The 12,676-nt window shown below is 47.0% G+C and carries 8 protein-coding genes; all 8 read left to right on the top strand.

Annotated features, from left to right (window positions below):
* The first annotated feature begins 203 nt into the window (after positions 1–203).
* Positions 204–638, top strand: a complete 435-nt coding sequence (locus tag JUF13_RS12570; RefSeq protein ID WP_203639958.1) for a hypothetical protein — start codon at positions 204–206, stop codon at positions 636–638.
* A gap of 80 nt (positions 639–718) precedes the next feature.
* Positions 719–6,004 carry a lectin-like domain-containing protein gene (locus JUF13_RS12565; RefSeq protein WP_203639957.1) on the top strand — a complete coding sequence of 1,762 codons (5,286 nt, stop codon included), beginning with the start codon at positions 719–721 and terminating at the stop codon, positions 6,002–6,004.
* Positions 6,005–6,283: 279 nt separating this feature from the next.
* On the top strand, positions 6,284–8,113 hold the full coding sequence (locus JUF13_RS12560) for a hypothetical protein (protein WP_203639956.1): 1,830 nt from the start codon (positions 6,284–6,286) through the stop codon (positions 8,111–8,113).
* 94 nt (positions 8,114–8,207) lie between these two features.
* Complete coding sequence (locus JUF13_RS12555; protein WP_203639955.1) at positions 8,208–8,672, top strand: VOC family protein; 465 nt, start codon at positions 8,208–8,210, stop codon at positions 8,670–8,672.
* A gap of 330 nt (positions 8,673–9,002) precedes the next feature.
* Entirely contained in the window at positions 9,003–9,731 is a 729-nt protein-coding gene (locus tag JUF13_RS12550; protein ID WP_203639954.1) for a nuclease-related domain-containing protein, read from the top strand.
* 412 nt (positions 9,732–10,143) lie between these two features.
* A complete protein-coding gene (locus tag JUF13_RS12545; RefSeq protein WP_203639953.1) occupies positions 10,144–11,367 on the top strand; it encodes a Firmicu-CTERM sorting domain-containing protein in 1,224 nt (407 codons plus the stop codon).
* Positions 11,368–11,413: 46 nt separating this feature from the next.
* Complete coding sequence (gene xrtG / locus JUF13_RS12540) at positions 11,414–12,013, top strand: exosortase XrtG (protein WP_125763736.1); 600 nt, start codon at positions 11,414–11,416, stop codon at positions 12,011–12,013.
* On the top strand, positions 12,013–12,636 hold the full coding sequence (locus JUF13_RS12535; protein WP_236002703.1) for a glycosyltransferase: 624 nt from the start codon (positions 12,013–12,015) through the stop codon (positions 12,634–12,636). The genes xrtG and JUF13_RS12535 overlap by 1 nt, the downstream gene beginning before the upstream one ends.
* The last annotated feature ends 40 nt before the right edge of the window (positions 12,637–12,676 follow it).

Genomic DNA, 12,676 nt, shown 5'->3' with positions numbered 1-12,676 from the left:
TCGGCTATTTTTCAGTAAAAACTTATTTACAGACAGTGTTACTGATTAACAGCAACAATCTCGAATTAATCGGGCGATATACCCTGGATGGGGTTGGAAACGCTTACGTCCACACCCGGTAAGTCAGCATTTAGGGATTCGCTGAATCAAAGCTTACATAGCACCATGGATTAACTACTTAAACTGTTGGGAGGAGGGATTCGATGCTTACCTATCAAGCGGCTTACGCCAAAACAGTCACCAATATTACTGATCGCGTGGTTGACCTACGCAAGACCCTGTTGACGCTGCCTCGTCAGCAACAGCCCGGCACGCGCCATTGGTCCTGGATTTTGGCCCCAACGTGGTCGGCGACGTCAGCTGAGCAAAATCAAGACGGGGAACTCTACGTTGACCTGCAGGTGCATCTGGACTATTTGGTCGATTTACTCTTGTTCATCGAACGTGATCAGCTCAGTGGACTGTCCGGCGAGATGACCAGTTACTTTGAAAAGCACGACCTGTACTGGTGGCAAAGCGCCCTGAGCCTCGTGGGCAATCCACCGTATTTAGCGCCAGAAATAATCGCACACGACTATTATGTTTTAGCTAATCAAGCACAAAAACGGCACGCGCTGCCGATTCCAGGGGAAATTTAAGCGTGAGCGTTAATTAAAAAGAGAACCTAGTCCGTCGTTGGCTGGAACGACCGCTACCAGGCGAAAAGGAGATCTGGGTCTTGAGACAAAAAATTGCGAATCAAACAGTGAAGAAGCATTTAATTCTGTACAAAGGGCACACCGGGTGGCGGGTGAAGACCCGGCTATTTGGGACGTTACTGGTAAGTCTTTCGGCGGTTGCCATCGCTGAAAGTACCGGCACGATGACCGTGCAGGCGGCCACGGAGCCACCAACCACAGCCGTCACACCAGGAGCGCCTGTGACTGAGCCGGCAACGACTAAGCTGAAAACCACACCAACGACGAGCACGCCACCGGTGGATACATCAAAGCCACAGGATCCAACAACGCCTAAGGAGCCAGTTCCAGTTAAACCAACCCCACAGAGGGCTGTACGCTATACGGCGGTGACCCCTAATATTGCGGTGAGTCGGACCGATGCCGGGGCAGCTAAGGCCGCGGCTGCGGAAAAGACCTATCCGGTATTGTCTGCGAACAGCGACGTGAGTGTCGGGGCGGATACATCGCAGGTTAATTTAACTGCGGCTCAAATTGGGCAACATTTCACGGCGACCGTTGAAAATCGGGGTGGCAGTGATCAGGACGATGATCCGACCGATAATACGACCACGCAAACAATTGGCAAGGACGGTAGTATTTCACTGACAACCAATGACTACCACAAATATTATTCGTCACCTAATAGGTCAACCAGTATCCAAGGGCATCAGGTAGCCCATGTGTCGTTCGAACATGCGATTGACTTCACACACAACTTTTCTATGACGGGGGCACTGGGAGTTGGGAGTAAAAATAACGGTGGGGCCGATAGTGTGGGCTTCATCTTTGCCCCAGGTAATCCGGAGAAAGCTACGGAAGGTGGTTCTGGTGGACGCTTAGGAATCGCTGGTCTGGATAATGCCTTTGGTTTTGTATTTGATGAGTATAATAATCAGACGGACTTCCGTGATCCTACGGGGAGTCCTTACGTTGGTTGGCGTTATACAGATGGAAGTGGGACTTTACAATCGGCAGGTGACCAAGGTATAGATTGGCGGTATGCTAGCGAGTATAAATTGACGCGTTCCTCTAATCCGGAAAATCCGTTTACGATGAACTATGATGCTACCACACAGATGTTAACGGTTAAGCTAAACAATCTTACACTTTCACGGCATATCGATGATGTTAAAACTGGTTATTCCATTTCAGTAGCTGCTTCTACTGGTGGTAGCATGAACGATTATTCTGCTAAAATTACTAACTTTAGTTATTCGCCAAAAACGATTCCCCTACAGGTTAATCTAGTTGACTCTGCTGATTCTGGCGCTTTACTCGACAAAACCAACGTTAAAGCCATAGCTAACATTGGGGATACCATCTCTATCTTCTCAACGCAGGCTGCGGCCCAACGTGCAGTGGCCGCTGACCCAACCCTTGACCCGTCTTTGATTGCAGTTATCCCGACGGATTCGGCGGGAAATATTTATGTCATTGATGGGGATCAAGTTGTCGCCAACAATAATGGTACGGTTCACTATATTGGTGGCGATGCGTTTAAGAACATCGCGGATGACACCTACTACAGTTATACGGTTACCGATGCAGATAACCAAAACATGACGGTTCCGGTAAGATTGGCATTTAAAGCGACTGTCACGCCAGTTGATTCTGTGACCAGGCAACCCATTGCTGGGTTAAATCCAGTGGAAGTGGTGACCGTTGCGGGGAAACCAGTCTTGGTGTCGATTCCGGGGTACACGCCGGCTGAGGTCACGTTAAATGCGCCAGGTGCTGGCCAGGTTCTGATTGATGCATCAACTACTGGAACAACCACGTCGGCACCAGCGGCTAAATCTAATCCAATCGGTCACTACTACACGGCCACTGGTACGACGGTGGACGGTCAGCCAGTTAATGTACGTGCGACAGTGGGGACCGGCCAGTCAGTAACTGATGGTTTGAACGGGCAGCCGCTCCAAAACAATGGTGTAGACGTGACTAGTGGTGGGAAGACACCCATCACTAGTGCCGACTACTACTGGTCCCCAGTAGACAATGCCGGCGCGACGGATTCCATGGACGAAGGTAATCCGCAGGCTAGTGGGAGTTTATTGTTACCAACGAAAGATACCCTCACGTACTGGGAGGGCCAAGCCGCTGCGAACCAGGCAAAGGCGGAGGACTATAAGAATGAGGCCACTGACCTTTACCAGAAATTTACGGCACTTGGTGGTTTAACGACTGCTCAAAAAGATGCAGCAGATGCCCTATTTAAGACAATTACCGATGTTTATACGCAGATTTCCGCGACCAACGGGGATGCCAAGACTGCCTTTGAAAGCGCAGCAACTACCACGATTCCGACAGATATTTGGCAGGACGGTCAAAATGGGTACGCCGCGTTGAAGAAGGTTCAAAACCTGCTGGTTAGTTTTAAGGTCAATCTAGACGACCTAACGACCAAGAACCAGGATGCCCAGGATGTATTGGCGACATTTGGCAGCTGGAAGCAGGTTTATGGCACGGCACAGAAATTCCCAAGCGTCCAATTTGGGAAAGATTTTGGTGAGCTTACGGATGAACAAAAGGCTAGTTTTAGCAACTATCCGGAATACTTTAGCTATGTAAATGTTGATGACCTTGAGACCCCATTGTCTGAACCCAAGGATGTGGGCACGTACGTGATTAACCTAACAGATGCCGGGCGTGCTCACTTAAAGAGCTTGAGTAAGAATCCCAATGCGGGGTTATATATTTCTGGGGGCGTTACAATTACGCCCAAAGTGGCGACCGCGACTGTGACTGTGAGTCCGGAAACCGTATACTATGGAGACGTACCGAAATTTTCTGGTAGTTTAGGCATTTTAAAGAGTGATGAAACGAAACCTCAATTTCAGCTTAGTCAGGGAGATTTTGAAATCGTCGACACTGACGGCCAGTCGGTTCAGCCGAAGGACTTGCAGGCTAATGGTGATTACTCGATTCGGTATACGGCGAAAGCTCAGACTAGGCTAAAGAGTGACCCCAATTATACTTTCACCGAATTTGATTCCGCAAAACTCACTGTGAACCCACGGCAAATTTATGTGACCGCTGACATTAGAACGAAGACCTATGGTGATAAAGATCCAGCCTTGATCTTGACCAGTGATTCGGCGAATGCCATGGTTAATGGAGATGACATTGCCAAACTTGGGGTGAAATTAGTCCGAGGAAAAGGCGAAAATGCGGGAGATTATGCCATTACTTTGGATCCAACTTCAGAGATTAATCCGAACTACACTGTGACACTCAATCCAGCTTCTACGGCCTTTACCATTGCGCCAAAGCCAATTCAGGTTCATGTGGATGATTTGGCTATTGTTTATGGCGCGACAACACCCAAACCAACATTTCATATTTCTGGGGGGACCTTGGTCACACCGGACACGCTTGATGCGCTCGGTGTTAAGTTGACGGTGACTGGCACGAATGCTGGTAAGTATACGATTGCTGCGACTACGGACCCGGGGAATTACGCGGTATCGTTTGATAACGTTGGGACCTTGACCATTGCGCCGGCAAAAGCGAGCGTGACGGTTGCCAATGCTACCATGGTTTACGGTGATGCGTTACCTAAGCTGTCAGCGACAGTATCCAAGCAATCGGCAACAGACCCTGAGCAAGCGACAACTACAGAAATTACTGATCCCAAGGACTTCGAGTTTTTTGATAACGCTACGAAAAAAGTTGTTCCCGCTGACACACCCGCTGACGAACTCGTTGACGCATTGCAAGCCGGAGATTACCAAATTCGCTTGAAACAGAGTGTTCAAGACAGTTTAACGGGAGATAAGAATTATACCTACACCTCGTTCGGTACCGGTACACTAACCGTTAACCAGCGACCGGTAATCATTCAGGTTGTTAGTCAGCAGAAATATGAGGGCGAGCCGAATCCACAGAATGACGCGAAGCTCACTAGCACTAGTGGTGAACTTAAGCCTGGTGACCAGATTGCCAATCTCCAGCTGACGTACACGGCGCCTGACGACCCAGTGACCGGTGTTTACACGATTACCGCTACCAGTGGCAATGCCAACTACCAAGTGACCGTTATGCCGGGGGCCTTGACGGTACGAGGCAAAGAGACTGCCGAGGATGGGACGATAACCATTACCGAAAAAGATGCGGCTGGCAACGTGGTGAAAATCACGAAGAAGTGGCCAGATGGCACACAGACGGTGTACACGAACGTTCCAGCAACCAAGACTGGGGCTGGGGAACAAAGGTTGAAGGAAACCAAGGACGGTCAGTCAGAGTCAGTTGAACAAACAATTGACCCGCAGTCGACTACCGTAACGCTCCCGGATGGTGACGGCGGCGTCACGGTCGTCGATGCCAGTGATCCCGGTGCGCCGAAGTTTATTCACTACGGGGTCGATCCAGATAAGGATGGTGTCACTAGTGAGGACGAATTGAAAGCCGGTACCGACCCGAACAAGGCAGATACGGATGGCGATGGCCTGAGTGATGGTGATGAAATCAAAGCGGGGACTGACCCGTTAAACGCCGATACCGACGGGGATGGCTTGAGCGATGGCGATGAAATTAAGGTTGGGAGAAATCCTTTAGTCCCCGACAACCCAAGCTACCCGAGCGACCAGCCAGAGACGGATCCTAGCAAAGTGGATACGGATGGCGACGGCGTCAGTGACAGCGATGAAATTAAGACCGGCACAAATCCACGTTCCGTCGATACGGATGGAGACGGGGTGCCCGATGGTGAGGAGCTGCGGGATCACCTTGATCCACTGAATCCGGATACTGACGGGGATGGCTTGTCCGACGGCGATGAGTTGCGCGACCATACGAATCCGTTGAATCCGGACACGGATGGCGACGGCTTACTGGACGGTGAAGAGGCTAAAATGGGTCGTGATCCACTGATTGCTGATACACCGGGTGCAGGGGTTAAGGACGCGGCAAAATTTGTCAACGGCCTAGTTATGCCGAAGATTCATCAGTCGAAGGCAGCTTCACACCCAATCAGTGTGCGGCGGCAAGCGACTCAAAATAACCGACACCGGTTAGGAGCGGCTACCCAGTATCCACGGACAAGCAGCCAGGCGACTAGTGACCAATTGACTGGTAACGAACATCTTTTCGGCGGCCAGACCAGCATTGCGGCCCGGTTGCGGCAAGCGTCTAAGCACGCGACGACGACCGAACAGCAAACTGCTAACCGGCAGCAACAGCGGGTCTTACCAGCAACTAGCCAGAAGAATGAAAGCTTATGGGCTGTCGTGGGGGCATTGCTGTTGTCGCTCTTATTGGTGCCAGTTGTTCGCAAGCGTCATTGATAGATGGAACATTGTTTTAATGGTAATTAGTTTTAACTCAATAATAGTAAATTGCAAAAATCGACTAGACCGGTAGTGGTTCGGTCGATTTTTAGTTTCTACTCATAGTTTATAATCAATGAAATTTCACTTTTTACTTAAAGGGGATTACTATAAACACAACATTTGATATACTTAGTTTACTGACTACAAATCGGTTCGATTTGGGGAAAGCCTGAAGAAGTGGGCAAACAAATAGTCTTTCTGATTTACGTCAAATTAGGTTTAGGAGTGGAGTAAGTGGGAATATTTGTATTAGTTGTTATTATTGGTATCACGGCCTGGTGTATATCTGCTAACAAGGAGAAGGAGAGAGAAAGGGTAGAGAAAAGAAAGGAACTTTTCCGACAAGAAAAGGAAAAGCAACTACATCAAGAACAAATTAAGAGAGAACAAATCGCAGCGGAAAGAATTAAAAATCGAAATGAAAGGCTGAATCGAGAACGGGAGAGGCAAGCTCAGGAAAAAGCCAATAAACATTATAAAGAGTTAACCCAAGAAAGCGTAGCAAAGCAGAAAACAAAAAAAGAATTTAAAGAGATTCCGAGTCATTTTGATCCCAATCAGTTTCAAATTGATTTTCACTTTCGCTTTTTTTATGAGGAGTCGCTGAATGCGATAATTGTTGTTTTTGGTGAAAAATCAGATTGGCAAAAGTATAAGCTCTTGGTTCGAGAAGATAAGGAATATTCTTTGAAGACATGCGATTATTTGAAAAATAATTTTAAAGGAATGAAAGAGTATCTTGAAGTGTCGAGTACTGATTTGTACTTGTTGCCAGTAGTTAGTAAACCTGAAGATTTAGGTGAAGTATCCAAAATGATCAAGGCAAATGAAGAATCCACACTAAATGCCGCCTTGTTAAAACTAAATGATGATGGCCAATTAGTTGATGGAGAAATTTTTGAGCTTTTGCATCCTAATACGAAATCGACTTTCAGTACGTTAGAAGATGAAGCACATCTGTTTATGGAGAAGATCAACTATTTTATTTGGGACGACTCTGTGATTGTCTATTTCAAGAACGAAAATGTATCCAGTGATACCCTTGAAAAAATTACAGATAGTATGCAGCAAGTAGCACATTTTTGCCAAATGATGCGGGTAGTCAAAGATGAAATCGATAGGAATCTATCCGTAAAAAGTGCGTTACCTTTGTTATTAGTTCCAGGTGCTGCTGATGATGATGTTCAAGCGGGTCAGCTTGTACATATGCTATTAAATGGTGAAGGTCGTTCGTTGAAAAAGCTTTTGTTAGTAATTGATGCAGAAGGAAATATTAGTGATGGGATTTTGGGGCGTGCGGTACCAGTAGAGATGTTAGATTCTGAGGCCAACACTTCGGAGGTTAAAGGGGGGCAAGGCGCGTTTAATGTCTATGAATGGTATATTAAAAAAACAAATGAAGTTTTTTATGTAGGTATAGGGTATGGGGGGAAGCTCTCAAGTAATAAAAATGATCTGTTTTTACGAGTAAAAGAGAAGTTCCCTTCTGATTTTCGTTATGTCGGGCAAAATTTAACAAAAGAAGCAGCAGTTGCCTTAAAGGAAAGGACTATGAAAGTAGATTTAAGCGCAGGTAATGTTCTGACCAATATTCAAGTACCAATGGGATATGCAGGTGGGTTAAGTACATCAGCTGAGACGACTTCCTATGGTGCGCGTAAGTTTAATTATTTAGAGAAGCCTCGTATAGTTGGAAATATTGTTGAAGAACATTATGGATTGATTGAATCGGCTGAAGCATATGATGACATTGATGTTGACTCATTGAGAAAGACAGTAGTGCCTACGTATTCTCTGGTCTTAGAAGAGCCACTATATTTTAAAACAGGTTCTGGAAATACTGCGGCTTTAATTGATAGACTAAAAGATGAGATTCAAGAAAAAGCAAGCGCGAGAATTTATAAGTCACTGGCTAAGTCGGCTGAGTCAGTTATTTTGACAAATGGGGCGACACCTGCACGGGTACGAGAATTGCATAGTATGGGGTACAAGGTATTTCATATGGTAGATGTTATCAATTTCTTGAAGCTTGATTTAGAGCAAATCACTAACGGTCTTGATTAATAGGTCTAATCGGAACGGTCAGTTCAATTCACTTGAAATCGTCCCCAAAATCCAGTACGCTTAACGAAAAATAAGCTTTCCAGGAGGGTTTCCTATGAAGCAAATCGTTCCAAGTCTGTGGTTCGCCGACAACAACTGTGACGAGGCTGTACATTACTACCTCAGTGTCTTTCCCAATTCGACGCTGGACGACGTGACTTACTATCCTGATGCTGACCTCGATTCACATTTCACCGATATGCAGGGAAAAATCTTGAACGCGTCCTTTCATTTAAACGGGCAAAAGTTTTTGGCGCTCGATGGCGGGCCGAGCTTTCGTATCAACGAGGCCATTTCATTTACGATTGAATGCGCTGACCAGGCTGAAATTGATTATTACTGGCAAAAGCTGTCCCACGTGCCCGAAGCCGAGCAGTGCGGCTGGGTTAAGGACCGTTTCGGTGTCTCCTGGCAAATCGTTCCGGCAAACATTGGCGAGCTGACCCAGACGCCAGCGCAGGTGCAGGCATTGATGCAGATGAAGAAGATTGAGATTGCGGTGCTCGAGGCTGCTAAATAGAAGATGTGTCTGCGGTTCAGTCCTGGTACAATGGGATTGAGCCGTTTTTTAGTGCGGGTCTGGTCGTCCTAAACCAGATGGTCGCCTATCGTGGTGGTCTCTCAACCGCGACGGACTTAATCGAGACCTGGCGTCAGACCTATCCGCGCCGCACGGCCATGCTAGATGAACTCCGCCGGTTTGACGGGTCACCGTCTTAACGACCGACTAGCCAATCCGGTGGTCAGCCTGCTTACATGGGAGCTGATCACGCGCGGCTAAAAGGTCCAACCGGCTTCACTAGGTGAGTCAGCTATTTTGGCCTATACTGGTTTCATGGGGGGAAGTAAAATGTCAGAAAACTATACTAATCGCGGTGAATACCGCACCTATAAAATGTTACGCCAGCTTGATAAACGATTCCCGGAGGACAAATTTCATATTTTTGCCAACCTCTACATTGATTCGGACGACAATCGTTTTCCCAATCGGCAAGTGGATCACTTAGTGGTTTGCCGTAAGGGTATTTTCATGCTGGAGACAAAATATTGGACCGGGGCCGTGTACCACAACATCAAGCTCGCTGACCTACTACGAATGATTGGCGTCGGTAAAGATGGGTCGATGGATGGTCTGTATTTGGTGAAGCGGTTGCTGCCCAAGGAAGTCATGCAGCAGGGCACCGAGAGCTTTACCATGTGCATCAAGAATCCTGATAATATCCAGGTTTATGCGGGGGACGAGAACCCCATTAACCAGGTGGTGCTCTCTGGCCTGAGCCTGAACCGACTGATTCAAAATAAACTCAATCAATTGGGGATTAAACCCTACATCCACGAATTTGTTTTCTATAATTACGTGAGTGAGGACCCCGATAACAAGGTCATCGATCTGCACAACGTCTTGGACCAACCGTACGACGATGACTTTAACAAGTGGGGTGAGGGCTTCTCCAAGCCAGCCCTGTTTCGGAGCTTCTACAGCGAAGTCCACGAAAAGCTGCCCGATTGGTTGGGCCTCACGGACGAGCAGGTCAACGCGATTGCGCGGCTGATTCATGAGACCGTGGTGTTGGATTAAACGAGAATTTTCAAACATAAAATGATTAAACGTTGAAAAGGTCAGCTCATTTAATGGGCTGACCTTTTCACATCAGAGAAATTCGTGGTCCCTCGCAATTCTTAAAGATTATTTGGTCGCTACTTGGTCCAAAACCTAGTACAATGGGGGTGATTGCCAATGGGTTATTATTAGTGTCAACAAATACTTGCAGGCGTTAATCAATTCCCGTAATGGCGTGCTTTCAGGCCGGCTCGGTTTCAGGTGAAAAGCGCGGTCAAGAAAGCATATTTGCGTGAAAAATGTTGTCTTGCTTAATTGACTGTGGTGGCATAGACTAACCGTATAATAGTAAGTTAAGTTGTAAATTTAAATGATGTCATCGACCAATTGGGCGGGTGACAATTTGTTCTTAGAGGGAGGAGTTTACCTCATGAAGTTGTGGAAGTTAATGATGGCTGGGGTCGTTGCGCTAGGACTAGCTGGCGCAGTCGTCACTGCTGAACCGGCAACGGTGACGGCACAGGCGAGTGATAACATCACGATTGATGGGAAGTTTTCGGATTGGGACAATGTCCATTTGACTGAGAACAATAACGGTTATATGGCGTTGGTCAGTAGCGGCAAATACGTCAATGTTTACGTGAAAATGAAATATTCACAGGTCCCTGGTCATGGTGATTACATCATCACGATTGGTGGGAAGACGTATCACGCGTGGTTTGATGATATTGGCAATGTAAATAAAGGTGACGTGAAAAACTTCACGTTAACGGGTGGCAGTGATTACGATGGTCACCAATACGGTAATGTTGGGACGGGCTATGCGTCCAATGATGGGAGTCATAACATCGCCGAGTTTAGACTTGATTTGACCAAGTTTGGCTTGTCGAAGAGTGCTGACGGCGATGAAGTGGGTATCACCAATTCTAATATTGGTAGCGATGCGGCCACAACGAAGGTCGATGCTATTGAGAATGACACGGACAGTACCGCTACGGCGACTTCAGGTGTCATCAATGGTAAGGCTGACAGTAGTTCCAAGGCCACCACAACCACCGACAACGATGCGAACAATGATAATGATAACCTCAACATTAAGATTGATGGTAAGTTTGCGGACTGGAAGAACGTCACGTTGACTGAGGGTTACAACGGCTATACGGCCATGGTGACTGATGGTGATAAGGTCTACGTCTATGTCAAGATGAAGTATGGGATGGTTCCTGGCTATGGGGACTATAACTTTGATTTCAATGGTAAGAAAATTTTTGTTTTCTCGAAGGACATACCATATAATCCGGTTAGCCATGGGAGTGCTACTAAGGTTACTTTTCGGGCAGGTAACTATAATGAAGATACCTCGGATAGCTCCTATGGGACGGTCGGGGACGGTTACGTTTCCAGTGACAGTGAGGGACACAATATTGCTGAGTTCCAGATTGACGTCAGCAAGTTAAAGCTCTCCAGCATGACGGGGCAGACCATCACCATGTATAACCCTAACATCGGGGACAAAAAAGTAACCGTTGCCGGTGGGTCGACCGGTCCTTACGTCATTGCCGGTATCGGGGTGCTCATCGCTGGTTTTGGTTACTGGCGACTCAGAAAGTCGGGTAAGCTGAAGCGGCGCCAAAACGATGCTGCCGGTAAGTAAGCAGCGCAGCAACCGTTTGATAAGTTAACTAATAGGACTGGTATTGATGAGAGTAAGTATTCTACTAGGAATCGTGGTGTGGCTATACGTACTATCGGTGTTAAAACGAGCTCGGCTATCCGCCTTCTACTTTATTGCGGGGAGTGCCGGACTCTTCTTTATCCTGACATCTATTAGCCGACCATACTGGGTCTGGTTCTTTACCCATGCGGTGATTCACGGCGTTGCACTGTTTAACGACGTAACCAATTGGTGCACGATTATGTATAAGATGGGTCTGGTTTACATCTCAAATGCGGGCAACTCGGTCATCATGTCAATCGATTATGAATGTTCAGGGATTATTGAGACCTGTGCCTTCATTGCGTTGGTGGCGTTCTTTCCGATGTACAAACGGAAGGAAAAGGTGTTCTACTCACTGTTTGGCCTGATCTACATCTTCCTCATCAACGTCTTGCGCTTAAGTGTGGTGATTACTTTCGTTCATTTCGGGGGTGGTGAGACGTTCTTCCTGGCCCACTCGATTCTCGGCCGGCTCATCTTTTACGTCCTGATTATTGTCCTGTACTACAACGTGTTTACCTATTCTCAGTTGGCCCAGGGGCTGTATCGAGACTTTGTTGATTGGAGGCATGATAAGCTGTGATGTACTGGATCAATCTAGCACTGACCAGAATGGGATTCTGGATTACGTGGGCGTTAATTCCAATTATTGTGGAAATTATTCCAGCAATTGTTTCGACAATTAAATTAATGCACCTGCATCTCCACCAGCCCAAACTAGTGCCACCAGGAAAATGGCCGTGGGTCACCATCATTGTGCCAGTCTACAATTCCGAGGACACTTTATTTGAGTGTATTCGATCCATTAACAATCAGTCGTACCCCAAGAACGCCATGCAGGTTGTTTTGGCCAACAATCAGAGTACGGATGATAGCTTTGGCGCCTATGCCAAGGCCCAAAACACCTTTCCTGAACTGATTTTACGGTACGTCAATACGGATAAAGGCAAGGCGCGGGCGTTAAACACAGCGATTTATGAAAGCATTGGCATCTACGTCATTAACATTGATAGTGACGGGCTGCTAGAAAAAGATGCCGTTAAGAATATGGTGTTAAAATTTGAAAATGATCCCAGTATTGCGGCCATGACGGGGGCTATCTTACCCAAGTGGCAAATGGTGCAGGGCGTCAAGGGCCTCTGGCACAAGATACTGGCCAAAAATGAATACCCCAATTGTCAAATCAAGTGCAACACAGGACAGTAAGGCGTAAGCATAACCGGATGCATGTTCTTGAAGACCTGTG

This window comes from Levilactobacillus wangkuiensis (assembly GCF_016861605.1).
In the GTDB taxonomy this organism is placed as follows: Bacteria; Bacillota; Bacilli; order Lactobacillales; family Lactobacillaceae; genus Levilactobacillus; species Levilactobacillus wangkuiensis.
Note: the sequence above shows the minus strand (reverse complement) of the source record. Positions and strands in the feature narration are given on the sequence as shown.